25 protein-coding genes are annotated in these 26984 nt (G+C 37.3%); 18 read left to right on the top strand and 7 right to left on the bottom strand.

Going from position 1 to position 26984, the window contains the following annotated elements; genetic code table 11:
• The 6 genes from ACN6MT_RS19215 (at position 1) to ACN6MT_RS19190 (ending at position 5901) form a co-directional block, all read left to right on the top strand.
• Positions 1-894 (top strand): branched-chain amino acid ABC transporter permease, encoded by an 894-nt coding sequence (locus ACN6MT_RS19215; RefSeq protein WP_063253323.1) that lies wholly within the window; start codon positions 1-3, stop codon positions 892-894.
• Entirely contained in the window at positions 891-2711 is a 1821-nt protein-coding gene (locus ACN6MT_RS19210; RefSeq protein WP_419887564.1) for an ATP-binding cassette domain-containing protein, read from the top strand. The genes ACN6MT_RS19215 and ACN6MT_RS19210 overlap by 4 nt, the downstream gene beginning before the upstream one ends.
• Entirely contained in the window at positions 2704-3423 is a 720-nt protein-coding gene (locus ACN6MT_RS19205; protein WP_419887563.1) for an ABC transporter ATP-binding protein, read from the top strand. Before ACN6MT_RS19210 ends, ACN6MT_RS19205 begins: the two co-directional genes overlap by 8 nt.
• Before the next feature lie 26 nt (positions 3424-3449).
• Positions 3450-4652: an iron-containing alcohol dehydrogenase gene (locus ACN6MT_RS19200; protein ID WP_419887562.1), complete on the top strand. Its 1203-nt coding sequence runs from the start codon at positions 3450-3452 to the stop codon at positions 4650-4652.
• Between the two features lie 69 nt (positions 4653-4721).
• Complete coding sequence (locus ACN6MT_RS19195) at positions 4722-5486, top strand: carboxymuconolactone decarboxylase family protein (RefSeq protein ID WP_419887561.1); 765 nt, start codon at positions 4722-4724, stop codon at positions 5484-5486.
• Between the two features lie 79 nt (positions 5487-5565).
• Positions 5566-5901, top strand: coding sequence for an acyl-CoA thioesterase (locus ACN6MT_RS19190; protein ID WP_419887560.1), 336 nt, complete (start codon positions 5566-5568; stop codon positions 5899-5901).
• 355 nt (positions 5902-6256) lie between these two features.
• Here the strand turns inward: ACN6MT_RS19190 and ACN6MT_RS19185 are convergent, their stop codons facing one another.
• Positions 6257-6895, bottom strand: coding sequence for a histidine kinase (locus ACN6MT_RS19185; RefSeq protein WP_419887559.1), 639 nt, complete (start codon positions 6893-6895; stop codon positions 6257-6259).
• 188 nt (positions 6896-7083) lie between these two features.
• On the opposite strand from ACN6MT_RS19185, the gene ACN6MT_RS19180 reads away from it, so the two are divergent.
• From ACN6MT_RS19180 to ACN6MT_RS19170, 3 genes are all read left to right on the top strand, one after another.
• Complete coding sequence (locus ACN6MT_RS19180; protein ID WP_419887558.1) at positions 7084-7650, top strand: hypothetical protein; 567 nt, start codon at positions 7084-7086, stop codon at positions 7648-7650.
• Between the two features lie 18 nt (positions 7651-7668).
• Complete coding sequence (locus tag ACN6MT_RS19175) at positions 7669-8115, top strand: DinB family protein (protein WP_419887557.1); 447 nt, start codon at positions 7669-7671, stop codon at positions 8113-8115.
• Between the two features lie 187 nt (positions 8116-8302).
• Positions 8303-8533 carry a hypothetical protein gene (locus ACN6MT_RS19170; RefSeq protein ID WP_419887556.1) on the top strand — a complete coding sequence of 77 codons (231 nt, stop codon included), beginning with the start codon at positions 8303-8305 and terminating at the stop codon, positions 8531-8533.
• A gap of 102 nt (positions 8534-8635) precedes the next feature.
• On the opposite strand, the gene ppsA is transcribed toward ACN6MT_RS19170, so the two are convergent.
• Positions 8636-11278 (bottom strand): phosphoenolpyruvate synthase, encoded by a 2643-nt coding sequence (gene ppsA, locus ACN6MT_RS19165; RefSeq protein ID WP_419887555.1) that lies wholly within the window; start codon positions 11276-11278, stop codon positions 8636-8638.
• A 320-nt stretch (positions 11279-11598) separates the two neighbouring features.
• Between ppsA and ACN6MT_RS19160 the strand changes: the two genes are divergently transcribed.
• Entirely contained in the window at positions 11599-12405 is an 807-nt protein-coding gene (locus ACN6MT_RS19160) for a hypothetical protein (RefSeq protein WP_419887554.1), read from the top strand.
• Positions 12406-12446: 41 nt separating this feature from the next.
• Here ACN6MT_RS19160 and ACN6MT_RS19155 read toward each other — a convergent pair whose 3' ends face one another.
• Both ACN6MT_RS19155 and ACN6MT_RS19150 read right to left on the bottom strand, forming a co-directional pair.
• Complete coding sequence (locus ACN6MT_RS19155) at positions 12447-12914, bottom strand: low molecular weight protein-tyrosine-phosphatase (RefSeq protein WP_419956484.1); 468 nt, start codon at positions 12912-12914, stop codon at positions 12447-12449.
• Positions 12915-13103: 189 nt separating this feature from the next.
• On the bottom strand, positions 13104-14825 hold the full coding sequence (locus tag ACN6MT_RS19150) for a multicopper oxidase family protein (RefSeq protein ID WP_419887553.1): 1722 nt from the start codon (positions 14823-14825) through the stop codon (positions 13104-13106).
• A gap of 305 nt (positions 14826-15130) precedes the next feature.
• Here ACN6MT_RS19150 and ACN6MT_RS19145 point away from each other — a divergent pair, with 305 nt between their 5' ends.
• The gene (locus ACN6MT_RS19145) at positions 15131-15259 is read left to right on the top strand and encodes a hypothetical protein (RefSeq protein ID WP_268875075.1); all 129 of its coding nucleotides are present in this window, start codon (positions 15131-15133) and stop codon (positions 15257-15259) included.
• A 245-nt stretch (positions 15260-15504) separates the two neighbouring features.
• Here ACN6MT_RS19145 and ACN6MT_RS19140 read toward each other — a convergent pair whose 3' ends face one another.
• Positions 15505-16644, bottom strand: coding sequence for a hypothetical protein (locus tag ACN6MT_RS19140; protein ID WP_419887552.1), 1140 nt, complete (start codon positions 16642-16644; stop codon positions 15505-15507).
• A 383-nt stretch (positions 16645-17027) separates the two neighbouring features.
• Positions 17028-18710, bottom strand: coding sequence for a multicopper oxidase family protein (locus ACN6MT_RS19135; protein ID WP_419887551.1), 1683 nt, complete (start codon positions 18708-18710; stop codon positions 17028-17030).
• Between the two features lie 695 nt (positions 18711-19405).
• Here ACN6MT_RS19135 and ACN6MT_RS19130 point away from each other — a divergent pair.
• The 6 genes from ACN6MT_RS19130 (at position 19406) to ACN6MT_RS19105 (ending at position 24064) form a co-directional block, all read left to right on the top strand.
• The gene (locus ACN6MT_RS19130; RefSeq protein ID WP_419887550.1) at positions 19406-19852 is read left to right on the top strand and encodes a GyrI-like domain-containing protein; all 447 of its coding nucleotides are present in this window, start codon (positions 19406-19408) and stop codon (positions 19850-19852) included.
• 70 nt (positions 19853-19922) lie between these two features.
• Positions 19923-20054: a hypothetical protein gene (locus tag ACN6MT_RS19125; protein WP_419887549.1), complete on the top strand. Its 132-nt coding sequence runs from the start codon at positions 19923-19925 to the stop codon at positions 20052-20054.
• Positions 20055-20306: 252 nt separating this feature from the next.
• Entirely contained in the window at positions 20307-20903 is a 597-nt protein-coding gene (locus ACN6MT_RS19120; protein ID WP_419887548.1) for a class I SAM-dependent methyltransferase, read from the top strand.
• A gap of 166 nt (positions 20904-21069) precedes the next feature.
• Positions 21070-21537 carry a hypothetical protein gene (locus ACN6MT_RS19115; RefSeq protein ID WP_419887547.1) on the top strand — a complete coding sequence of 156 codons (468 nt, stop codon included), beginning with the start codon at positions 21070-21072 and terminating at the stop codon, positions 21535-21537.
• Between the two features lie 1124 nt (positions 21538-22661).
• Complete coding sequence (locus ACN6MT_RS19110; RefSeq protein WP_235847130.1) at positions 22662-23186, top strand: AAA family ATPase; 525 nt, start codon at positions 22662-22664, stop codon at positions 23184-23186.
• Between the two features lie 95 nt (positions 23187-23281).
• Positions 23282-24064: an alpha/beta fold hydrolase gene (locus ACN6MT_RS19105; RefSeq protein WP_419956483.1), complete on the top strand. Its 783-nt coding sequence runs from the start codon at positions 23282-23284 to the stop codon at positions 24062-24064.
• 302 nt (positions 24065-24366) lie between these two features.
• Here the strand turns inward: ACN6MT_RS19105 and ACN6MT_RS19100 are convergent, their stop codons facing one another.
• Positions 24367-25668 carry an alpha-glucosidase/alpha-galactosidase gene (locus ACN6MT_RS19100; protein ID WP_419887546.1) on the bottom strand — a complete coding sequence of 434 codons (1302 nt, stop codon included), beginning with the start codon at positions 25666-25668 and terminating at the stop codon, positions 24367-24369.
• 164 nt (positions 25669-25832) lie between these two features.
• Here ACN6MT_RS19100 and ACN6MT_RS19095 point away from each other — a divergent pair, with 164 nt between their 5' ends.
• Complete coding sequence (locus tag ACN6MT_RS19095) at positions 25833-26738, top strand: AraC family transcriptional regulator (RefSeq protein ID WP_419887545.1); 906 nt, start codon at positions 25833-25835, stop codon at positions 26736-26738.
• The last annotated feature ends 246 nt before the right edge of the window (positions 26739-26984 follow it).

Below are 26984 nucleotides of genomic sequence, written 5' to 3'. Positions count from 1 at the left end.
GTGTCTAGTTTACAGTTTGCATTAGAGTTAATTTTTACTGGATTATGTGTCGGTGCCGTGTATTCACTGATTGCTCACGGTTTTAATATCACGTTTTGGACCACAAAGGTTGTAAACTTTGGTCATGGTCCATTTATTATGTTTTGTTCCATGCTCGTGCTGTCGTTTTTAATGAAAGGATTGCCATGGATTGTTTCCATACCCTTAGGATTTTCAATCATTATTCTCTTAGGATATATACTCGAAAGATTTTCGATACGGCCTTTATTAAAATATCCAACTAGTATGGGTTGGATTGTCTCTACACTTGGGCTTGGTTTGTTTTTACAGGCTTTGGCTTCAAAGATATGGGGGGCTCAAGCATTAGCATTTCCACCATTCATCTTTCAAGCGACAGATTATGTTTCAATTTTTGGCATTCAATTATCGGCTCAATATTTACTAGTTTTAGTGATGGCGTTGGTCATTATGCTATTAATGGAAGTGATTATAAATAAAACCATTTGGGGTAAAGCAATGAAGGCAGTTGCTTTTGATCCTAACTTTGCGAGAGTTATGGGGATTAAATCAAAGATGGTCATGACGTTGTCCTTTATGATTAGTGCTTTATTAGCAGGTGTAGCTGGAATTCTTATTGCTCCCATCTATGGAACGATTACTCCAGAATTTGGAATGAACATCATGGTTTTAGGATTTGTTGCGGCCGTGTTAGGCGGAATTGGAAGTTCAAAAGGAGCTTTGTTTGGCGGCCTCATGCTTGGAGTGATTGAAAAATTAGTTGGTGGCTATATCTCTACTTCTGCTGAGCATGGCGTAGCATTTTTGATTTTAATTATTATTTTAGCTCTTAAACCAGATGGATTCTTTGGAGTGAAGGTGGTGCAGAAAGTATGAAAAGTAGTACTTTCAAAAGAATCTCGAATAATGGATTTACAAAGCTGGCATTGTTTTTATTATTTGCTTTAGTCCCGTTTTTCTTTGCTGTTAATGATGTTCAGTTATTTATCTTCTGGGGCATTAATATTCTCCTTGCCCAAAGCATCAACCTACTGAGTGGCTTTGCTGGTCAAATCTCTCTAGGACATGCTGCATTTTATGCCATTGGTGCTTATACATCAGCCATTTTCATGACGAAATTCGGGTTGTCGTTAGTTGTGACGATTTTGTTAGCGGCACTGCTAAATGGATTAGTCGGATATTTGTTATCTTTCCCAGCTGGTCGTGTGAAAGAGTTTTATCTAGCGATGATGACACTAGGATTTGGATTCATTGTACAAGAGGTGGCAAAAGAATGGTCTTCTGTCACAGGAGGTGTAATGGGTTTAAGCGGCATTCCATCTCCCCAGCTAGGTACATTCACTCTATTAGGGATTCCAATGGGTCTTGCTTATTACTATTGGGTTGTTTTAGTCATTGTTGTGTTCTTTTTATGGATGTTCAAAAACTTTGTTCAATCCTATATCGGTAGATCTTTTTTAGCTGTTCACCGCAGTGAACTAAGTGCAGCGAGTATCGGGATCTCGCCGCAATTTGTGAAACAATTAGCTTATACCGTAAGTGCATTGATGGCAGGGGTTGCCGGGGCTTTGTATGCGCACTTAATGGGATATATCGGAACGAATTCATTTGGAATGATGCAATCAATTGAAATTCTAGTAATGGGAATTCTTGGAGGATTCGGGACAATCATTGGTCCAATTTTGGGTGCAGGTTTCCTTACCTTTATCCCAAATAAGCTTCAATTTATCCAAGAATATCAATTGATGATCTATTCCTTGCTATTAGTAGTTTCCTTTTTAATTATTCCACAAGGCTTTGCTGGAGTACTGAAATTAAGAACCAGCCTTTATAAAAATCTTAAAAGTAAGGAAAAGTCTCCATCACCTGCAATGACTGTAGTGGCAAAAAGAGAAATTAACGATTCGGAGGCAAACAGAAGCCATCAACCGATTCTAACAACAACAAACGTTATTAAAGACTTCTCTGGTTTACGAGCATTAAATGGAATAACCTTTAACCTCTATCGAGGCGAAATATTAGGTTTAATTGGCCCTAACGGTTCAGGGAAAAGTACGCTCGTCAATTTAATCAGTGGCATCTATCCGATTACTTCGGGAGCGATTTCTTTTGAAGATGATGACATTACGAATAAACAAAGTCATCTTATTGCAACCAAAGGAATTATCCGTACATTCCAGGATCCCCATAATGTCGCAAATATGACAGTTCGCGAAAATTTACTGCTTGGAAATCACCGCTTATATCAATCTGGGATTCTCTCTTGTACCCTGAACTTAAAAAGAAGTATCGCAGAAGAACAAGAAATGTTGGCAAAAGTAGACCAAATTATGGTTTTGTCAGAACTTGCTCAATACGCCGATGATCAAGTAGGTAATCTGCCATATGGTATTCAAAGAATCGTTGAAGTAGCAAGAGCAATTCTAGCCGAGCCTAAAATTCTCTTGCTGGATGAACCGGCAGCTGGCCTTTCTGAGACAGAGTTAAAGTTGTTAATTCAACTTATTCGATATGTGAAGAGCAAAGGTATTCCAGTTGTGTTAATCGACCATCATATGGATTTTGTCTCCAGTTTAGTTGATCGAGTCGTTGTTTTAGATTCTGGAGAAGAAATCTACACCGGTGATATGAAAGGTATGAAACAAAATAAACAAGTAATTGAAGCCTATCTGGGGGTAGCTAAACATGCTTAAATTGACTGATCTTCATGTGAACTACGGACCAATTAAAGCCTTACAAGGTGTTTCGATTGATATTGAACCCAATAATATCACTGCCATTATCGGTGCAAATGGTTCTGGAAAATCAACGATGCTAAGTGCCATTAGCGGGCTGATTATACCTGACCAAGGTGAAATCTATTATAAAGACAATGCCATCCATACCAAACCAGTAGAGGAAAGAGTGAAACAAGGAATTGCCCATGTCATGGAAGGACGCCGCTTGTTTAAGGATCAATCTGTTCATGACAATTTACTATTAGGTTTTTATTTTCGAAATTCAAAAGAAAATAAAAAAAATATGCTGAACCAAATTAACGAGGTTTATGAACGATTTCCAATCTTGGGTGAAAAGAAGTCGCAGCTTGCTGGAACGCTAAGTGGCGGACAACAGCAATTGTTAATCATCTCTATGGCTATTCTATCTAAACCGCAATTATTACTGCTTGATGAACCATCTTTAGGGTTAGCACCGATTGTCGTCGATCAAGTTTATCAATATTTAGAGGAATTAAAGGCACAGGGGGTTACCATTATTGTTTCCGAACAAATGGCAGCTCTTGCGATCCGGATTGCGGATTATGGGTACGTTCTAGAACGTGGAAAGGTTGTTGGAAAGGGAGACATCCACTACTTGAAATCCATGATGGAATCAGATGAGATGTCTTCTGTCTATTTCGGATAGTCGAAAGTTGAGGGGGTGTATGAAGAATGTCTAAAAGTAATTTCACAGGAGAGTATCGATTTTTACCCATTCAAAAAGTGTTATATGGGGAGGGCATAATCGATAAATTGTCTCTAGAAGTTGAGCGGTTGGGTTCTAATAGAGTTGTAATTATTTGTAGTAATTCTTTATTGGAGTCAAATTATGTTCATAAAGTGAAGGGTCTATTAGGTGAAAAGTTGATTTCCGTTGTGTCAGGAACGAAACAACACACATTAAGTCAATCAGTTTTTGATATTGCTTCAAAGATAAATGATCAAAACGTAGATTTGCTTATTAGTTTAGGTGGAGGAACAGTGATTGATACCACTAAAGCTGTCAGCTTAATTTTAGGAGAATCTTTAACGGATAAAGAACAGCTAAAGAATTATTCAGTTAAATATGAGTACGGAAAAGAAGTTGAAATCCCATCAATTAAAAATACTGTTATACCACATATTGCAATTCCAACTACCTTATCAGCAGCAGAATTTTCAAACATTATTGGAATTACGGATGAGGGAAGGAAAGTAAAAGAATTATTTATTGATGATAAGTTAACGCCAGTGACAGTATTTTTAGACCCTGAATTTACAGTTGATACACCCGATTGGCTATGGTTAGCTTCAGGAATAAGAGCATTAGACCATGCAATTGAAACTGTATATTCAAAAGGAAAGCAATTAATACCAACCACTTTGGCAATCGAAGCTATAAAAATATTGACTGAAAATCTGCCAAAATGTAAAGAAGATCCCCATGATTTATTTGCTCGATTACAATGTCAACAAGCTGCATGGATGTCTTTCTTTGGAGTGACAAACGTCATGATGGGATTAAGCCACGGAATCGGTCACCAAATTGGTGCACATGGGAATGTGGCACACGGAATTACTTCCTGCATTATGTTGCCACATGTTATGCGGTATTCACTTTCTGAAACTGTGCAGGAGCAAGCTATGATCGCACAAGCAATGGGCGCCAATCCTGCTGGTAAGAGTGAAGAAGAGCTTGCAAAACAGGCCTCATTCTTAGTGGAAGACTTGGTTACAAGGTTAGACTTACCAACTAGCTTACGAGAAGTTAACATTTCAAAGGAACAATTTAATGCTATCGCTGCCGATGCAATGGCAGACCTAGTAGTAGCAAGTAGCCCAAGGGCCGTTCATGACGAGGAAGAGATTATGAATTTGTTAAATATGGCATGGTAAAAATCTGTAAAATTTCACATCGATTTCAACAAGTGATTGTTGGAGTTAATCTATTACAGGAGTGATAATATGAACCAATTAACAGAAAGACAAAAAGCACTTAAGGAAAAATTCATCTCTGAAAGAGGATATTGGGCAGAGTTTTGGGATGATACGTTACGATTAAACGAAGATTTTTTCGAAGCGTACATCAAATTCTCAGCTGTCCCTTGGAAAAAAGGAAGTCTTGATCCAAAGGTAAGAGAGTTAATATACGTGGCAATCGACGCTTCTACTACACATTTATATGCTCCTGGCATTCAAGCCCATATGCAAAATGCTTTCAGATACGGGGCAACGCCAGAAGAAATAATGGAAGTTTTTGAGTTAACTAGTGTATTAGGAATTCATACATGTACCTCTGGTGTTCCGATTTTAGTTGAAGAGCTGAAAAACGCCGGGGTAGAACTCAATGAGGAATTAACAGAGAGACAGAAAATGTTAAAAGAACAGTTTATCGAAGCACGTGGGTATTGGTCAGAGCTATGGGATCAGTTTTTACTTTTAGATGATGAATTTTTTCAGGCTTACCTTGAGTTTTCATCCGTGCCATGGAATAAAGGGACACTTGAACCAAAAGTTAAAGAGTTCATTTATATCGCGATTGATGTCGCAACGACACATTTATATGATCCAGGTACACGGATTCATATTAAGAATGCCTTAAAATATGGTGCTACAAAAGAAGAAATTATGGAAGTATTCCAGTTGGTCAGCGTTTTAGGGATTCATACTTGTACAGTGGGTGTTCCGATCTTAGTTGAAGAGATGAAGAAAAATATGGTCAATAAATAAGGGGGGAGTTACCATTCAACATCGTACAGAAATAGTCACAAGATATTGTGAATCGGATGCGTTAGGTCATATCAACAGTGTGAGTTATTTTATCTATCTAGAACAAGCTCGTGTAGTGTTTCTTTTAGATAATGAAATTGTTCCAAATTTGGATAGTTGGCCGTTTGTTCTCGTTTCTACTCATTGTGACTATAAACAACAAATTTATGTAAATGATAATATCGTAGTTACATCATCTTTAAAAGAGATAGGAAGAAGTAGTTTTACATTAAGTCATGAGTTTATCCATCAAGACAGAGAAGAACTTCTTGCATACGGGGAAGCAGTTATCGTTCACTTTGATTTTGAAAAACAAAAAAGTTCTCCAATCCCTGATGAGATGAGATATATATTGGAAAAGTTTTTAAATAAATAAGCCGTACCGAAAAATATTATAAAGTTTCACTAGAATTTTGAGATACTACGTTAAAATCCTCGGGTCCTATTTTCGGATTCGAGGATTTTAGTATGCTAGTCTTCGAAGATCTATTTCTGATGCGGAACTTATTACCATCGATATTGGAGCAAATGATTTACTTGCAAATTTAAGCAGCATCCTCTCAAATCCAGCATTGGCTCCAACAGTTTTAAAAGGAATAAGCGAAAATCTCTTCCTTATTTTAAGTGAGATTGATAAAGTCATCCTGACACAAAGGTATATGTTATGGGTACTATAATCCTTTTCCTCACCGACCAGTAGAAGAACAAGCAGCGCTACTATCGCTACTACGTTAACTACTAATTTGATCAATATCTTCTTTCTTAACTTTTCCATGTAAGACTTTAATTACTTGGTGCTCATTTCCGTGTTTCATTACAAAAAATCCGTTTGAGAAGTCAGAAGCACTCATTTTATAAAAAATTCCTTTTTTTCCTTCTTGGTTATGATCACTTTTAAAAGAAATTTCAAATTCATCCGCAATTTTTATTAATTCCGCAGCTATTCCTCTGTCATATTCTTCGCTTTCGTTTACTTGACGACTGACTTCAACAATGTGCAAATCGACGCCTTCAAGTTTCTCGAGAAGGTTGTTTATTAATGAGTCTTGCAACATCAATTCGAGTTTGGAAAGAGACACTTGCCCAATGACAATTTGCGTGGCCTTCTGTTCTTCAGCAAACTGAGCGATGTGATAGGCAATTTTTTTAAACTTAGAAGGCTCAGACATAAGCTGTACATTATATTTATCGGCCAAGCTCTCAAACATTAACTTTGTTTGTAATTGATTGTAATCCAATTCGTCAAAAGGTGCTTTTAGCACGTTTAGTACAACACACTCTCCATTAAACGCATCAGCCAAAACTTTTCCTCTCTGAATTAGCTTTTCAGCATAATAAGGATTACTAATACAAACTACAATCTTTTCCATAATAGTCATCACCATCCTTTATTAGTAAAGTATAAAATATTGCTCTTAAAATTTCATTCCTAATTTTTAGGATCGGTCTGTAAAGGAATAAATCCTCATTCATATCTCCAAATATCATAGCTTTGTTTTAGAAAAAGGTGATATGATATTCTAAAGAGGTAAATACAGTCAAATAGGAGAGAAAACCATTGTCTAAAGAAATATTATCCAAACAAACCGCAGGTGTTTTAAGCGCTGTCATGAACCAGCCCCATTGGAATAGAGATGAACTTTCACAAAGAATGATTCAAGTATTAAAAGAGATAAAACAAGGCGTGGATTCCAAAGAAGCTTATTTAGAGACACTACTTAGAAACGTGACCTTTTTGTTTGCAAATACGAACCATGCAAAATCTTTTTTAAAGCATTGTATTGAAGAAGAAACCTTTGTTGCCCAAGAAACTTTTCACAAGCTGATGTTGGATGTTCCTCGGCAAGTGAACGAGTCAAATTACTTAGCTGAAAATATGCCTCATTTTAAAGAAATGGTGTACAAAGGTTCCACTATAGAAGAGCAAGCAGCTCATGCTGAATTGGTTTATTCCAATAGCAGGCTAGTAAACGATCTGCTAATTGATTTCATAGGCACTTTTCTACACCCAAATAATAAAGAATTTATGGTCCACTATTTGGAATATGCTTCCGATGTAGTCGTAGATACCGTCATGAGCCATTGCCAAAATTTATCCAACCTCATCTTAAAAGAAATAAACTAGAAGGATGGTGTGGCTTCCTTGGAAACAATCCAATCTATGTTTAAACATTTACATTGGGCTAATCAAAGAATTCTAGAAACCTTACAAAACGGTGAAGAGAACAAAAAGGCGAATAATCTTTTCTCCCATATCCTTCATGCGGAACACGTTTGGTATACTAGATTAAAAGGTGCAAATCGTTCACATTTACCAATCTGGGCAGTGGTTAGCTTAGAATTATGTGTGGAGATGGTTAATCGAAATCATCATAACTATGCTGAATTCCTTTCAAGGGTTTCCAAGACCGATTTAAATCAACTAGTTTCCTATAAAAATAGTAAAGGAACAGAGTTCCAACATTCCATAAGAGACATCTTGACCCATGTTGCCCTTCATGGTCAGTACCATCGAGGACAGATCAATCAACTAGTAAGAAAAGCAGACCTTGAACCTATTAACGTTGACTATATAACGTTTAAAAGATAAGGTGCAATTTGATCAATTTAAAAAGAGTGCCTGTCACCATTTCATTTATGGTGACAGGCACTCTTTTTTCTTTTCCCATTCGATTTGAAAATATATTCATGATTTGATGAATATAATCTAATCAAATTGTACCATCTATTAGTACTTTAAATCCCAGGTGCTAATAGTCACAAAGGGAGGGAATAAATTGGATAAGTTAAGATATCGCCAATTAAAGACATTTGTAGAAATGGATGATAAGGGGAGACATGATAGTATTCCTCAATTCCATTTCCAGACAAAAGAGTTAAAATGGTTAATGGAGCAAGCCGAAAAAGCTGCCAATTATGAACAATCGTTAAGAACAATCGCACAAGATATGCATGGGAAAGAATCCAGTGAACTGATAGAAATTGCAAGTAAAGCTTTAAGAGATTAGAAGTATAGTTTAATGTAGGAATAAACTGAAACAAAACATAGTGAAACACCGCTCTGTTACCATAAGAGCGGTGTATTGTTTATTTCCATACGTATTCCACCATTAAAGTATTTCAACATATCCCTCAGATCCATTAACGCGAATTCGCTGCCCGTCTTTTATCAGTTTGGTGGCATTTTCCACACCAACCACTGCGGGTAATCCATATTCACGTGCGATTACAGCTCCGTGGGTCATCAGGCCACCAACTTCGGTAACAAGACCTTTAATCGATACAAATAATGGTGTCCAGCCAGGGTCTGTAAAAGAGGTGACTAAGATGTCTCCTTCCTCTAAATCCGCGTCTGCCATATTTAGCATAACACGTGCACGGCCTTCGATAACTCCGGAAGAAACAGGCAAACCTATAATTGCATTGTCCGGGATATTTTCCCGATGGTACTTACCTGTAAGGATTTCACCATCAGACGTAATCACACGCGGGGGAGTTAGTTTTTCGTAAAATTTGTATTCAGCTTTCCGTTTGCTGATGATCTGTCTGGTCGCAAGCTCTGCTTGCTGCTCGACCAAGCAACCCGCGTAATCCAGTTTGTTTGTGCGTACAGCTTCATGAAGTTCTTCAAACGAAAGATAGTAAATATCTTCTATTTCATGTATAAGCTCAGCTTCTACGAGCTGTTCAGCCTCTTTCAGTAAAGCCTGCTTATAAACGAAATAGCGATTAATCATGCCGTATTTTGGATATTCACGATAGCCAATGAAATTCCGCAGCAGGCTAATCATTCGTTTTGTCTCAATGGCTTTTTGTTTTCCATCCGGTAGTTGCTTTAATCGATCTAGTAACTCTTGTTCTTTTTTCAACGCCTCTTGCAGCCCTTGCTCAAATTTCCGTGTGCCGGCATTAGGCTCATCGTTTTTAATGTTACTGAGTATCAAGGGGACAAGAATCGATGGTTTTTCACTCCACCGTGGATTGGTCAAATCGATTTCTCCAGCACATCGCATTCCGTATTTATCGAGGTAAGCTACTATTGCATTCCGAGTTTCCTGCCCGCCATTTAATGTAACCAATTCATCCAAAAATTGATCATCTTTAACATCCTGTAAATATTTAATAACTTCTGGATAAGGACGAATTACATCTGCAACATCCAATAACGCGAGACCCATTTCTGAGGTAATATTGTTCGGTACAGATAGAGACAGTGTGTCTGCTGCGTTTTTTTCACCTAACCACTTGTTCATGTGTTCATTGATCCATGATGCAGCATTCATACCACCGTGAATCACAGCCGAACTTTGGGGGTCAAATAGCAACTTTTTTAATTCCTGGATATCTTCTAGAATAGTATCAAATAAATCCAATCCTGTTTTCGTTTGTATCTTTTGTTTTAACTCTTCTATGGATGTTTGATTACGCTTAATCAGTTCAGAAACGATAGTTGGATTGTTTTCGATTTGAGCAAGCATAGCTGTATTGCCTCTTGTGGGAGCTGGTGCCTTTTTATCTTCCGGTAACGATACGATAAAATCTCCACGTTCCATGAGGTTCATGATTGCGTCTTTCATGAGCGGGTCGTGTTGTCCCATGGCATTTAATAAAATGTTTCTACTGAGAGGTGAGGCCAGTTGATGAGTGACATCCACAAACAACCTTCCTCCGGCTTTCCGCATTGGTGCAGGAGTCGTTAGTAGGTAAAACGACAGTCCCAATGGTTTTATAGGATCGGTCATCATTTGTTGATGACCAACAGAAATATAGACGTGACTTTCTTGATCATGTTGTTCAGGTATAGGGAAAAGGGTGGTGATTGGGCGACTCTGAACGATATAAAAGGTATCATCAACCAAACACCATTCGATATCCTGTGGGCAGCCAAAATAAGCTTCAATCTGTCTTCCAATCCGTGCAAGTTGTAAAATTTGTGGATCTGTAAGGGTTTGAGTGTTTTGTTGAGCAAGATCAATCTGCTTCGTCTCTGTACCGCCTTCGTTTACGCCACAGCTCGCCAACTTTTTTGTCGCAATCCTTTTATCGACGATCTTATTTTCCTGTACTTTATAATAATCGGGGGAAACCAAACCAGAGACCAATGCCTCTCCAAGTCCAAAACTGGCGTCGATCGATAGTATTCTTCTGTTAGAGGTAATAGGGTCAGCGGTAAATAAAACTCCCGAAGCTTGTGAAAAGACCATTTTTTGAATGATAACAGATATAAATACCTGCTTGTGGTCAAAGTCGTTTTGCATACGGTAGATAACAGCGCGATCTGTAAAAAGGGAAGCCCAGCATTTGCTGACATGCTGCAAGATGGCTTCTTTTCCGATGATATTTAGATAGGTATCTTGTTGACCAGCAAAGGAGGCATACGGTAAATCTTCAGCAGTCGCACTGGAACGCACTGCATAAGCATGTTCTTCGCCGAACTGAGAGAGATAGTGAGCAATTGCTTTAACCACATCAACAGGAATTTCTATTTTTAAAAGAAGTTGTCGAATCTTCCTGCAGATGATACTAATTTCATTTCGATGGTCAACAGTTAGCCTGTTTAGTTGCTCTAGCAATGCTTGAAACGTTTCGTTTTGTCCGATGGCTTTCTGATATCCTGCTGTTGTCACACAAAATCCTTCAGGTACTTGTATTCCTGGAATTTTCGATAACTCCCCTAAATTCAATCCTTTTCCGCCAACAAGCGAAAGCTGTGTTTTTTCCATTTCCCGAAAACTGAGAACCAACGAACTCATTCTACATCTCTCCTAATGGATCATTTAAGGTAAAAGGAATGGTAATTCCTTAACCCATAACATGTAAGTACTATTGCATTTTAGCAGGGATATTTGAGAATAAACAGTCTATATCGCCCTTTTTTTATGTGATATAATTAAAGTAGGGAGAGTACAACTTTTAAAGTATCTCGCCTAGAAAAGTATAGTCCCCAGTTATACCCGAAGATTAAATCAACTTTTTTACAGATCATCTATGAACATATGAACAGATAGTTGGAATTTCAAAATAGATTGTTAAAAATTTTTATTATGTGATGTAAAAGTAGAAGGGAGTTCCTATGCCATTCATCCCAGTACAACAGCGCGATCATGTCAGTACTTACAAAAGTCTTCGTTCTTTATTTGAAAAAAATATAACTGTTAATAGTATTTCAGAGGTTTTAGCTACCTGCAATATAGGGGATCCGGCCCAACAGGTTAAGGAGCAGATGACTTCAAAAGATTATGACGTAATCGGAGTCGAAGAGAATGGTATGGTGATTGGATATGTACTTAGAGAGGATTTGAGGGAGGGGAGCTGCAAGGAATATTTCAGCAGTTTTAGCCCATCTGATCTTGTTTCTGATTCCACACCGCTGCTTCAAACACTTTTTATTTTTAAAAATACTGAAAGACTTTTCGTTATTGAAGGGAACCGTATTACCAAAGTCGTAACACTAGCGGATCTCCAGAAACCACCGATTCGGATGCTTTTGTTCGGTATTATTTCGTTGGTAGAAATGCATTTATATCAAATCATTCGTGATTATTTTAAAGAGGTTAACTGGAAGAAGCACCTAAGTGAAAAAAGAATTCAACTGGCCGAGGATTTATTTTTACAACGGAAAGCGCGAAATGAAGGCATTGAACTCAGTGATTGCTTGCAGCTGTGTGATAAAAGGGACATCGTATTAAACGAACAGCCTTTACGTGAGCTTTTGGGGATTGATTCAAAAAGCAAAGGGAAAGATTTCTTCAAGAAATTAGAAAACCTTCGCAATAATCTAGCCCACTCGCAGGATCTTAATACGCAAAATTCCTGGAATAAAATGATCACGCTAATCGAACAGACAGAGACGTTATTAGAGAAATGCGAAAATATTTAAAGGAACGACGCTAAAAAAATATCCCGCTGTGGGATATTTTTTTAGGTTAAGCTCCGTTCTTTACGAATTTTTTCTAGTAATGCCTGGCAGCCATCAGTAACCAACTGATAGGTTTCTTCAAAATCTCCTGTGTAATAAGGATCAGGAACATCTTTGTTATGGTCCGTTAAATCGAGCAGACGGATGATTTTTGGATGTTGCGGTTTACCGGTGATTTCGAAAATGTTGTTGATATTGCTCTCATCCATCCCAATGATATAGTCGAATTTTTCAAAGTCCTCTTTTGTTAATTGGCGTCCAACAAGACCTTCTGCGGAAATGTTGTATTTTTTTAAGATGCCAAGCGTTCCTCTGTGGGGAGGAGAACCTATATGCCAAGAGCTGGTTGCAGCGGAATCGACGCTGACTTTACTCGACAAATTTTCTTGTTTTAATAGGTTACGAAACACTCCCTCGGCCATAGGTGAACGGCAAATGTTACCCAAACAAACAAATAATACATGAATCATCATATAAACTCCTTTTATCTTTATTCCATATTGAACATTCTAGTTATTATATCAAAGATTGTAAATTAATAAGAACAAAGTGTTTCTTTCAATTGGCTTTGCAGCAGGGACATTTCATTGTGAATGAAATAGAAAAAATATTAAAAGACTAGCTCTGATTTTCAGCTAGTCTTTCTTTTTACCATTTCCTTAGAGGTGAGAACTGGATTCATCCTGCGAACTTGACTCATCATGGTCGTGTTCTTCTTTACACCCACAATGTTCGTGGTCTCCATCACAGCACTGGGTAAATGAATCCTCTGGGCATACGTCTGGGATCGGGATGCATGGGTCAAAATCGTGGTTTTGGAGAACTTCATACGGTCGCATCATATCGTGGTCCTCGTGTTCAAGGATATGGCAATGCCATGGATAGATTCCAGTAAACGGTCCAAATCGTGCGATGATTCGGGTGACTTCACCTGGGTTAGCACGTACGGTGTCCTTCCAGCCTCTTTCATTTTTATCAGGAGGAACAGAAGGACCAATAATAAGTGGATTGGTTGGATTGTCAGGATCCAAAGGATCTCCCGTGAAAGGTGCCCGATCAAGGATCTGAAATTGAACAAGATGCAAGTGAATAGGATGTGTGTCAAGCGTTCTATTAAATAATTGCCATATTTCAATGGTCCCGTTTTTAGGTGTTTCTGTAATAGGTAAGTCGCTCCAACCCATATTGTTTAGTAAAAGAAGCAGACGTCCAAATTGATCCACTGATTCATCCAACGTATTAGTGCGTGTCACAGCAGCTTTATCAGGGTTCAATCGTTCTAAACAGCTTAATGTAGTTGGGATTACGCTCTTATCTTGATGGGAAAGATGTTTTTTAACTCGAAATTCCATAATCTGGGCTGTATCTTGTGTAGGTGGGGTCCCAAATGGGAAAGGTGAGTTAGCACTATTGGTCATAACCATTCTTTCGCCTTTGTGTTTTGAAAAGTCAACAATTACATCAGCCCTTTCCGCAGGGGCAAGGAGAATCTCTTCCATTTCTACAGGCTGATCAAATAAACCACCTTCTGAACCAATTTGGATAAATGTCTGGCCAGAGCTTAAGCGGATTTTATAGAACCTTGAATTAGATCCATTGTAAATCCTAAAACGATATTTACGAGGTTCAACTTCAAGGAATGGCCAGACTTTACCATTCACCAAGATGGTGTCTCCGAAAAATTCCGGTACAATAGAGGGGTTTGGGAAAAATGGTACTTCTGGTGTTGGAGAGGGTACTGGATCAGGCTGTGACGGATAGAATAACTCCCCATTCGGGTAAAATGAACGGTCTTGAATGACCAAAGGAATTTCAAACTTGCCACTCGGAAGATTCAAGCTTTCTTCTTGTGAATCGCGAATAAAATATAATCCAGCAAGACCTGCGTATACATTCAGCCTTGTGATCCCTAAGGCATGGTCATGGTACCAAAGCGGAGCTGAGCGTTGACAGTTGGGATAATAATATACTTCGTGCAGGAATTTGGGGCCTCTTTTTTCAAAATTACGTGTGAACCAAGCCTCTGGAAATCCATCATTTTCTGGACGTACCCGTCCTCCATGTAGATGCACAACCGTTCGAACGGAAGGCTGGTTTGGTTCTGCCCCTTCAATCGTACGGTCAACAGGTAATAGATGTTCAAAGGGAAGCTCGTTTATCCATTTAACCATGATTGGATGGTCTCGTCTTGTTTCAAAGGTTGGACCAGGATAGGTCCCATTGTACCCCCAAACAGTTGTTGGCGGTAAGTCTCTGTGTAGCTGTTGTTTCACCTGCTTCATCGTTACCTCATAATATGGAATTCCATTACGATGTCCAACAGGTTGTATCACTGAAGGGAGAGGCAGGGCATCCACAAACTTCGTTAACATAAAATGCATTTCGTTCCTCCTTTTCCTATGGAACAATATTTTTTAAGTTGTACTAGCAGTATATGAGGGAAAAAGGGATAGGTAAGAGGCAGGAGTACAAAAGGGTAAAAACACTGAGGATTTTGGCGTATCAATTTATCTTTTTATAGGAATTATTGACCGGATTGACGAAATGGCCAACAGCAGTTCTTATTAAGCTAAAGAAGCAGTTCCCAAGAATGTCTGCCAATAAAGCAGACATTTTCTTCCGTGTCTGAGGACGGCGGCTTCTAGCATACTAATCATATATCCTAATCATCAGCAGGGAGGAAATTATGAGCAAAACAGAGGAATTAAAAAAGGAATTGCAGGTCTTAACCAGCCGGCGTGAGCGGATGCAACAGAACCTTTATGAAGTAGAAAAACGCATTAACGAAATAGTTAATGAATTGAAAAAACAATAAAATAATGGGAGCGCCCACGTTGGTGTTCTTGACTTATTTATTTGAAAGGTAAAATTGGAGGTTCATGATAATCATCACCAGGAAAAAAGCTTTGATAAAGCTGGTGACTAATTTTTAAAAGTCTGTTTGACCGTTTCTTGGTTAAAAAAGGAACGTTTTTCTTTTGGATCAATAAAAGTGCCTGGTACCACCGAATAACGTCGAGAAGAAGGTATCGACAAATTGTTGGTAGTACCAGGCACCTGCTAACAACCACTAATCGCAACATTGGCTCCAGTAAGTGTGATTGTAAAGGTAGATGATCCTTCAAAGGTTGCTGTTACTGTTCCATCACGATTGGCTAAAATATATACACGATAAAAAACTCCGCCAAGTATAACTCCCGCTTGAATCACTGCTTCATTTACATCACATACCGTAGAAATGGTTCCGTCTTCAAACTCTCCTGGAATAAGAATCTGTATAAAGTCCTCCCTAATAACGACGGACATCGTACTATTCGCAGCATCACAATTACACGGAACATCAATATAAAGATTAGATATTGTCGCTGGAAAAAACACATTTTCCCCCGTGACTGTAATGACAGTATTTTGATTTGTTGAGATCGTTACGGAACACGCGCAATTGTTTGCAGGTTCAAGACCCTCATCTTGGCACTCTTCCACATCGACAACTGCACCCGTAATTTTAAAAAGAAGGCGGTTTTGTTCATTTTCTAAGAAAATCGTCATATTCCCATTCTCATTCAAGGAAATGACTGCGTTATATTCGCCGTCCAACTGATTGTTGGAAGCATCGACATTCACTGAAGCGCTAATTAAAGCGGTGTTAAAAGCGGAGTTGCAGAAAATGTTTGCTGTGTTTTCAACTAAGGTAATGGATGCAAATGGACAAGCTTCATGTGAAAAGCGCAACTGGATTCTATCATTTTCCGTTGTACAATTCTCGCCTATAAAAAGATCAATTTGATTTACAGTCACATTAAAGCCAATCTTTTCTTCATTTATATAGGCAGCTTCCACAACCGCCTCCCCAGTTGCAGCCGTGGCAAAGCATAAATTTTCTAACGCTGGGACATTCCCAATTAAATCAGCAACTTCTCTCAGTTTTAATAAAAGCAGTCTCTCTTTATTTGTGATGGTTTGCAATGTGTTGTTAATACTGCGATTGAGGCGCAACAGATCATTAATTGATTTGACCATTGGACCATCGTTTCCACTACCGTTGACAGGCAGTTTCCCTAATGCCATTTGAAGCAAATCAGCTTCAGATTTAACCAAGTAACCTAGAGCGAGCTCTTCAAAGCCAATCGAGGCTAAAAGAAGATTAATAACCTGGTTCCGATTTAAACCACTTAAATCTGTACCATTTGGAAATTTCATTTGAAAATAGTTCCCCCTTTTTCAGCTAATAACAGCTGTGTATGAAATGAATTACTTTATGGAAAAACGAAAGAGATGTATCGATGATTACCGTAAGTTATAAAGGAGTGTTTAGTGAAGATAATGATGGAGGCCTTCGGAAACATGAGTAAAGGTAAAAATACACTGGCACCCTAAATTCTTCTTATCATCATAGTTGTAAGCATAGTATGCAGAAGGTGACAGCCTGTACATTGAATTTACCCAAAAGGGATAAGGTTTTTACGGTCCAGATACACATAAAAACAGAAGTGAGTATAGGTGATACATTCCTATACTCACTTCCATGCACAACATTTGCCTTTTATTGATCGGAATAGATTTTACGCCTTCCTTTGTAAGAACTAATCAACATACTTTTTAATCACAATCAAAGGTCTCATCATTTCGTAATCCTCATGTTCAAGAATGTGGCAATGCCATACATATTCTCCTGTGTAATTTTTAAAGTGGACAATTATTCTCGTCACTTGACCAGCTTCCACTCTTACCGTATCTTTCCACCCTATTTCACTTGGGTCTGGGGCAAGGACTGGGTTCGTTCCAAAATCTATGCCTGTGCCGTTAGTAATCCATTGATTGGCATTAAACGTGGTTACATTAAATTGCTGTCGGCTGAGTACCTGGAATTGAGCAAGATGAAGATGAATAGGGTGAGAAATGTTTGGAGGAATACCAATGGGACTATTAGGATTAAATACAGGGTTTGCGAATTCCCAAATTTCGATGGTATCGTACTCAGGAAATTCTGTAGCAGGATCACTAAACTCAAGGTTATTTAACGTTAACTTAACCCTTCCAAACTCATCTGTCTCTTGGGTCATAACAATTCTTCTTGTTTTTATTGCCTTTGATTCTTCCAATTTATCAAATCGACGAAGGTTCTGAGGCAATGTAATAGTATCTCCGCCTTTACTGCCTACTCTAAACTGCATAACCTCTCTTTTATGGATTTCTGGATTCCCCTGAAGATCTAATTCTTCTGTTTGAAGAGTGATAATCTGACCTTCTAAACCAGAAAAATCAATGATAACATCTATACGTTCAGCAGGATCGAGAGGGAATTTTTCTATTGGCTTAGATACACTTATCAACCCGCCATCAGTGCCTAGCTGCCAAAAGGCTTGTCCATTTGAAAGTTTAAACGTAAAACCGTTTGAATTTGACGCATTTACCATTCTAAAGCGATACTTTCTTGGTTCAACATTAAGATATGGCCATACCTTGCCGTTGACCACCATCGTATTCCCAATAAATGCTCGTACGACAGAAGGATGGACAAATGGATTTCTAGGTGTTAAATTTTCCGGATAAAATAGAGAGCCATCAGGTTTAAAGCTTTTATCTTGTATCATGAGAGGTATATCATATTTCCCCTTTGGAAGGTCAAGGCTCTGCTCATTGAAATCGTGAATGAGATAGAATCCTGCCAGGCCAGCATAAAGATTAAGTCTTGTAACACCCATTGCGTGGTCATGATACCAGAGTGTGGTTGCCTGTTGTTGATTTGGATACTCATAGACTCTCCTGCAATATTTTGCACCTGTATATTCGAAATTGCGGGTAAACCAGGCTTCAGGGTGGCCATCGCTGTCAGGGGCTACATTGGCACCATGGAGATGCACGACCGTCCGGACCTCAGGGCTATCAATCGCATCCTCCAACGTTTTATCTACTGGTAAAAAGTGTTTAAATGGCAGATTATTAATCCATTTTACTCGAACGGGATGGCCTTTCATGGTTTCAAAAGTAGGTCCAGGATACATACCGTTATAGCCATAGATCAATGCTTCTCCAAAGTCTCTATGAAATTTATGCTTAGCAGGCTTCATTTCAACTTCATAATAATCATAATCATTCCCTTGTGAGACTGGCTGTAGAACCTTTGGAATGGGAAGTTCATCAACAAATTTCGGTATGGTAGCCGGTATTGATGGATCTACCAAATTTTCAGTACATTCAGTATCACTACTTTCTGTGTATCCAGAGTCACTACTTTCTTCAAGAAATTTATTATTTCCTTCCAAAAAAATCACCTTCTTTATTTTTTATAGTTAGTAGAGTAGCAAGTAGATTCGTTAGAAAATATTAAAATTTACGTATCCTATCATGTTTTCTTTCAATACGTTATAGTGTATGTAATCAGGGAAAAGCCCGTGAAGGACAAACGTATAAATTTATTAAAATGGGTGCTATTGTGACCAAAAAAAGTATTTTTATTTGGGACAAAACTATCAAATAAATTACTTTTTTGTTGCGAGTCATGTTGTTATTAATTTTAAGAATCTAGTTAGACGGAAAAATCTCGCTTAACTAGTAATAACTCATAAAAGTAACCTATATAGACGGAGAGATTCCGCCTATTGACCCGAAATACGTGAAAACGGATAAGATTGCTTTGCTTAACCGGAAAACCTCCCCTTATTAACCCTGAAATAGGCTCCATTCTGCATTTAGCCGGAAATTCTCCGCTTATCTTACTTCGCTGGTTACTAGAGGGTTAATCAAACAGCCTTATTTAACATAGCCAAAAAGTAAAATGAAAATTATAACTCGTTGCATTAATGGGTGGGAGAGTTAGGGAAGAGGGCTGTCGTTGGGACAGCTTTTTCTTATTGTGCTGAAGGGAGTTTTGTTGATAAAAACACAGTGCCAATAGAAGGAAATATTAGGGGTGAGGGAGAATGAAAGTAAATACCTAGTAAAGATTGGGGGAAATGAGATGGAATTTAAAAAGGTGAAGAGGAATTTTAGAATGGTAGGGTTAAAAGGAAGTGGACCTTTTATTGATTTTGGTACGGATGTTCCAAAACTCGCCCAAAAAATCCTTAATCGGTTAGACGAATTGGAAATTCGTTCTATTACTGAAATAGCCCTTTTTGAGCCCAAAAAGGATGAAAACCATCTGGAAGGTAGTTATGTAGTAGGGGTGATAGTTCAAGAACCTTTAACAGATGTGCCAATAGGGATGGTTTATACAGAAACAGAACAACATTATGTAACGACTAGGGGGAGCATGAAAGATCTTGGAAACCTACATAATTATTTATTGAAATGGTCAGAAGACCAAGGGCATAAAAGGAATCTAGAATCTTATATTATTGAAACCTATCATCCAATTGATAATGGCGAGGAAGAAGTCGAAATTTATTTACCAATCCATACTTAATATCCCTATACTAATCTTTCCATAGGTAGCTTCACTGAAAAATAAAAAACTATCTAAAGGAGATAATTACATGAGTGGCGATGGAGCAATCTGGAGCATATTAATAGCGAGTCTATTACTTTTAAATTTCTTTGCTATTCATTTATATAAGAAAGGAAAAATGCCTTTATGGAGATCTGGGTTAATCATTGGAATACTATGACCGATCATTGCTTTTATATCAGGCTCGGTTTTCGTAAAGGTTGACCACAGTATGGGTGGTGACGGGGTGGGAGCAGCCTTTGGAGCTGCTTTTATAGGTATAATTATCGTGGGCAATGGAATACTCTATTTCATCATCGGTATTATTACGGGGATCAAAAATTTCATAAAACAACGTAATTTAACCCAGTGAAGTTAAATGAAACAAGAATTTCTACTATGTAGTTTTGATATTTACAATAGGGAGTAGAATATGGAAAATAACGTTTTTGAGCAGATGGCAAACAGGTATGATACAGAAGAAAGAATTGAATTAGCTAAGGTTATAATTGAGAAGGTAAAACCAGAATTACGCTATAGTAAATCAAAATCCTTAATCGACTATGGGAGTGGTACTGGCTTAATTAGTTTAGAATTATCAGATTTAGTGGATTCTATTTTGTTGGTAGATTCATCACAACAAATGTTGGAGGTTGCGAAAGCTAAAATTGCTCACAAAGGAATTACCAATTCAAATGTACTTTACTCAGATTTTACTCTAGAAACTCCAGAACTTAAGGCAGATATAGTTTTAATGTCACTAGTCCTTCTTCATATTCCAGATACTAAAAAGATATTACAAGAGTTGTTCTACATTTTAAATAATGGCGGCAAGCTCCTTGTTATTGATTTTGATAAAAACGATAAAATAAATCATCCGCAGGTTCATAACGGTTTTTCGCATGAAGATCTGAAAAAAATATTATCCGAAGTTGGATTTAAATCGACTGAAATTAAGACATTCTACCATGGAAATCGAATCTTTATGAATCAAGATGCCTCAATGTTTATATCCAGTAGTATAAAGTGAGGATGAAGAATAAGATGTTTGGTGCTTTACTTCAATAAAATATGCCATTTAACATAGCATTCGGAGGCATTTCAGGAAGAATGGGGCATATCGTGTAGTTAAAAATATATCTGAATAATTAGTGGTGTGGTTGGAAAGCTATTGTAAAAAGGATGTTTTCTTTTCGATGATCGGATTTATTACTGCCATTATTCTTTTTAATTTGGTGGCTTTTACAACCAATAAACGACTAAACAATAATCAATTGCTGCATATATGGACGTTTACAATCGCTTTCCAGGCGGTTACGGAGACCTATATAGACTTTAAATACCATGGTTATTGGTACTTTACTAAAGAAATAAATTGGTGGGTGCTTCCTGCTTTCACTGTATTAATTCCACCAGTTAATATCATATTTCTAAATTGGTATCCATTTAAGCAGTTGTTATACAAACAATTACTTTATTTACTGAGCTGGGTAATAGCTATAACATTATATGAACTCATTACATTATTACCTGAACCTTGGGGCTATTTTCGGCATAATTGGTGGCGCACATGGTATTCATTTCTCGTTAATCCAGTTTTGTTAATCGCAGTTTTACTTTATTACAAATGGGTCTGTAAAATTGAAAATCAAGCAATTAAATGAGAGTTGTAAAGCAGTAATAAAAAACAATATCGACTAAGATAATCGAAAAACAATTGAAGTTAATTTGGATATTTATTTTGATATTCAAAGAAGGGCTATTATTTTAGTCCTTTTTTTTATTTATCCTAAAAAGTTGGAACCTTAGCGAATTGAAATACATTTTACTTTTGAAAAACATAAATTAATCTACCTGTAGAAAAATTAAAAAGCAATTTGGTTATTTGTGGTAATATACAAGTAATAGGAGGGATAATTCTGGAATTTATTATGATCTTAGTCTCTTTTTTACTTTGTATGGCAATCGGTTCAGTACTAAATATACTTTTAAGGACAACAAAAAAAATAAATTGGCTTATAACCTTTGTTATAAGTTTATGTATCTCATTATTTGTTCAAATCCTAAATGTTATTTGATAAATTCCTTTTCAAAAACTGCTACTCCCATATCTAATGCAACCCGTTCAAATTCGCCTGATTTAACTACCATGAGTAATTGTTTTGTTACGAATACTTACCCTTTTTCTTTCAGTTAAATGAAAAAAATATTCAAAGTATTTACTTTACTGAATTTATCCATTATTATTTTTATACATAGATAATCTATATACATATAAATACTATGTAATTGAGACTGAGTAATTCTTTGAAATTTAACCATTGAATGGTGCTTTGATTGGGACTTTATTATTTGTTCTTACTTTTTATTGGGATCGTTCTGTTGGTAGTAGGTACTATTAAATTGGTTGTTTCTCGGTCAGTAAAGAAAAATATATATATGTTTGTTTGTGGAATATCATTGATTGCTACATCATTATTCCTTTTAACTCCAGGTAGTTCGGATTTTATTTATAACCTTTTGAATTAAATTCGAGTGGCATAGGTCCAAGCATTGAACAATAAGAGCACTAATGAAATAGGTTCAACTTTTATAACTTGATTAAATGAGGTGGAAATATTATTTTTAAGATATCTCATTAATTCGATTTAAAAATAGCACCTAAATAGAAAAACAATGGATGATGATCGCTGCTGCGGTCTTTTTTCTTGTAGTTCCGGGAAGGGATTTTCCTACCCAATACTAAATTTTTTTGAAAGTTTTTAGGTGATGGAGATATTTGATAATAATGATTAATGGAGCCTATGGGGTTGGAAAAACTTCTGTTGCTAAAGAATTACAAAAAATCATAAACAATAGTATGATTTTTGACCCTGAAGAAGTTGGCTATATGTTACGCAATATCATTTCGGAGGATATTGCACATCCTTTCGAAAGAACTGATAATTTTCAAGACTTTGAGCTATGGAAGGTATTAGTGGTCAATGTTGCCAGTCTTTTGAAAAAAACATATAACAAGAATTTAATTGTTCCAATGACCATTTTTAATAAAGGTTATTTCGAATACATATTTACTGGATTCAAAGAAATAGATGAAAAAACTTATCATTTTTGTTTAACTGCCAATGAAGAAACTATTCATGAAAGGCTTAGGAAAAGGGGAGAGATGGAAGGTAACTGGTGCTTTAAGCAAACGAGGAAGTGTATGGATGGATTTAAAGATATTTATTTTGAACAGTTCATAGATACCGACGATGTAAATATAAACGATATTGTAAAAAAAATAGACCAAAAGGTTCGCTCCTTTCATTAAGGAGTGATAAGTAATCGATGACTGTAACCATAGGTATTCACCTAATGATCCTTAATGAATATTTTGTAGGTAGAGCCATGGTAGGGGGAATCGGTGTGGGATACTATGTTACGGTAGAACCAGGCGTAAGATTATATGTAGAAGATATTCATCCAGAGGGAAATAAGACGATCGTGTTTTTACATGGTTGGCCGTTAAGCCATAAACAGTTTGAGTATCAATTTGATGTGCTCCCCATAATGGGATACCGATGTATCGGAATTGATTGGAGAGGTTTCGGAAAGTCGGATAAGCCAATTAGTGGTTACAATTTCGATCAATTGGCAGACGATATTCGTGCAATAGTTGGTGTACTTCAATTAGACAATTTCACCCTTGTAGGTCACTCCACAGGTGGAGCAATAGCGATTCGATATATGTCCCGGCACAATGGTTTCGGAGTATCCAACCTAGTCCTTGTTGACGCCGCAGCTCCTATAGGCTTTACGAAAGAAACGGCAACTAAATTCCTAACTCAAACGTTAAATGACCGTCCTAAGTTGATGCAAGAAGTAACAGACTCCTTTTTCTTTCAATATATAACGAGCTCATTCGCTGATTGGTTTTTTCAATTGGGGTTACAAGCAGCAGGTTGGTCAACGGCTGCGATTATCATTACACTAAGAGATGAGAAGCTTTATGCAGATTTGCCAAAAATACATGTCCCTACCTTAATTGTTCACGGTGTTCACGACAAAGTTATTCCATTTGCACAAGCTCATGAGCTTAATAAAAATATAAGAAATTCACAACTTGTTCCATTTCATTACAGCGGCCATGGTTGTTTCTGGGAAGAACGTGACAAGTTTAATCAGTTATTAAAGCAATTTGTTGGTTGAGAGACATCTTCAATTAATGGCTTGCTTTAATGACTTCGGAACGAAAATGATTTAGAGGATCTTTCCACATTTATATCATAATGGATACTATCAAACCTTCAAATCTTGTATCTGCTTTCATAATACTATCTTCTGTTATTATTCCTGATTAAAAGGGACAGTACCTATTTTTAAAGGTATTGTCCCTTTTTTTGCGAAACTTATGAGTAACGTCAGTGACAACTTAATAGTTAGTCACTCTTTTAAATTGGAGGTAAAGAGGGTAATACTCTATTTGTTATAGAAACGAAATTTGTTTTGGATTATTCAAATTTTGGAATCCAATCACCGTGTGCTTCAATTAAATCATCACACATCGAAATGATGTCATCCATTGATAATTCCGCTGCCGTATGAGGATCGAGCATTGCTGCCTGATAGATATGTTCTCTCTTTTTCGTTACCGCTGCTTCAATGGTTAAAAGTTGTGTATTAATATTTGTACGGTTAAGGGCTGCTAACTGTTCCGGAAGATCTCCAACATAACAAGGAGTGATTCCGCTGCGGTCAGCAACGCATGAAACTTCAACAACTGCTTTTTCCGGCAGATTGCTAATTAAGCGACCCGTATTTAAAATGTTCCCGCCAAATTTAAATGGAACGTTCGTCTCAATCGCCTCAATAATACGGGAACCATATTCGTGAGAACGGGTATGGGTAAGCTGGGCATTGTTGACCATCTCGTCGCGCATTTTGTCCCAGCGTTCAATTTGCTCTACACATCGACGAGGATACTCATCAAGAGGGATATTGAATTTCTCAATTAATTCCGGATAATTCCGTTTAATAAAATATGGATGGTATTCGGCATTGTGCTCTGATGATTCCGTAACGTAGTATCCGAATTTGTCCATTAATTCGAAGCGGACCATATCATGATGTTTTGTAAGTTGTTTTTCTCTCGCACGGCGTTTAATTTCTGGATATAAATCTTTGCCATCGCGTTTGATTTCAAGGAGCCATGCCATATGGTTGATACCGGCGATTTTTTCTTCCACTCCTTCATGATTCATTCCTAGTTCTTTAAATAGGTGCTCGCTGCAAACTTGTACACTGTGGCATAGTCCAACGGTTTTCACATTTGTATAGCGCAGCATGGCGCCTGTTAAGGTTGCCATCGGATTTGTGTAGTTTAATAGCAGCGCATCCGGACAAACCTCTTCGATATCCTTGGCGAAATCCCACATAACCGGAATGGTGCGAAGCGAACGGAAGATTCCGCCAATCCCGATTGTATCAGCAATAGTTTGGCGAAGACCATATTTTTTGGGGATTTCAAAATCTATTACGGTGCTTGGTTTGTAGCCGCCAACTTGAATAGCGTTAATAATGTATTTTGCTCCTCGTAATGCTTCTTTGCGGTCCGAATAGGCTTTCACTACTATGTTTGCCTGTATGCTTTGTTTTAAATTATTTAACATATTTTCCGAGTCTTCTAGGCGTTCCTTGTCTATATCAAATAATGCGAACTCGAACCCAGTTAATGAGGGAACATACATGCAGTCACCAAGTACATTTTTTGCAAAAACCGTACTTCCTGCTCCAATAAACGTAATTTTTGACATAAATTTACCTCCTGGAAAGTGAAACAGGGACTGTAGGATAAAAAATTGCTTTAATAATAAATTAATTCCCTGTATGCAACTTTGTATTTTTTACTGTTATAATAATAGTAAAACGTTTCCATAATAACCTCAATGGTAAGTTAGTGCGATTGGAGGGTAAAATATTGTCTTTACTATATAGAGAGAAACCAATGAAAGATTATCAAACTTTCGGTTTTCGTTTTCAAGATGCGCTTCCTACCGATGTGGCAAACATTTTCGCGGTTGGCCGGGAAGAGAAAATGCCCGGCACAGTATATGATTGGCACGGGTTAAAGCGGAAAGATAACAGCACTTATGTGTTTCAATACACTCTGTCTGGATCGGGAATACTGGACATAGAGGATAAAAGTTATACCCTGAAGACAGGGGAGGCATTCATTGTCGAGATTCCTAGCGATCATCGATATTACTTTCCAAAGGGGAGCGAGCGTTGGGAGTTTATATTTATAACACTAGTGGGAAGAGAAGCCGCTGATTGCTGGCGGTTTATGAAAGAACAGAGTGGTCCTGTTTTGAAAATTCCTCCGGACTCAAAGTTGATCCAGCTTTTACTGAAAATTTACCAAGACACATATGATCAAAAGGTTACAGATGCCTATTGTGCCTCTGCAAAAGCTTATGAGTTTATTATGGAGTGTTACCGTTTCGTAAAGAATATGGATAATTCAATGAAAGATATTTCTCTCCAGGTTACAAAAGCTCTATCCTTTATCCATACACATTATCAAGAACCGATTACACTTGACGAAATCGCTTCCGTATCTGGTTTCTCAAGGTATTACTTTATTAAACAGTTTCAAAGTCAACTAAATATGACGCCTGTGCAATACCTTACCAAAATCCGGATTCAAAAAGCGGCGGAGCTTCTTCGTTCAACAACCTTCTCTGTTACGGACGTTGCTGCCCAAGTGGGCTATGCAAATGCCAACTATTTTAATAAAGTATTCCGTAAAGTGGTTGGTTTATCGGCCGGGACGTTTCGTGATCGTAAAGACGTCGTCGGAATTGATCATTTAATCATTGATTAAGTTATGACAATATGAATGGATGGATATAGGTTTTTATTTCTCAAAAGGAATTTCTTTACATTTTAGTTAATTGTAAATTATAATTCTAATGGATAATTAAGATAATTAAAAAATTTCAGGAATAAGGGGTGGAAGGAAATGCTTAATGGGTTACATATTGTAGAAGTTCATTCCATTACAAATGTATTTATGTCAACCGCTAGCACTCCACTATGTTTTAATCAAAAAGTGTTGAATCAACCATAA

The organism is Neobacillus niacini, assembly GCF_048572935.1.
Classification (GTDB): Bacteria; Bacillota; Bacilli; order Bacillales; family Cytobacillaceae; genus Neobacillus; species Neobacillus niacini.
Note: the sequence above shows the minus strand (reverse complement) of the source record. Positions and strands in the feature narration are given on the sequence as shown.